General features: G+C 53.8%; 1 protein-coding gene. It reads right to left on the bottom strand.

From position 1 onward, the window contains the following. A partial coding sequence (locus ACTHUM_RS19290) for an aminotransferase class III-fold pyridoxal phosphate-dependent enzyme (protein ID WP_440403900.1) occupies positions 1-472 on the bottom strand: 472 nt, incomplete at both ends.

Genomic DNA, 472 nt, shown 5'->3' with positions numbered 1-472 from the left:
GGGTAATATCTGACGGCAGCGGCGCGTAGTCTTTGCTGTATTTGGGCTGGCCGCCGACGGAAACGGTAAACAGGGTGCGGCCGTGGAAGCTGTTGAGGCAGGAGATGATTTCGGTTTTGTGTTCGCCAAAATAATCGCGTCCGTATTTGCGCGCCAATTTCAACGCGGCTTCATTGGCCTCTGCGCCGGAGTTGCAGAAAAACACTTTGTCGGCAAAGGTGTTTTCGACCAGTTTTTTGGCCAATTCTTGTGCCGGTTGGGTGGTATAGATATTAGAAATGTGCCAGAGTTTTTGCGATTGTTCGGCCAAGGCCGCGACCAAATCGGGATGGCAATGCCCCAGCGCGTTCACAGCAATGCCGCCTGACAGGTCAATGTATTCTCGTCCTTCGGTATCCCAAACCCGGCTGCCGAGCGCGCGTTCCGGAATCATGGGGGCGAATGAGAAATTGGGCGTCAGGTAGTTTTGCAT

It is taken from the genome of Neisseria sp. P0021.S006 (assembly GCF_051956895.1).
The sequence above is the reverse complement of the archived record's forward strand: the minus strand, read 5'-3'. Positions and strand labels throughout refer to the sequence as shown.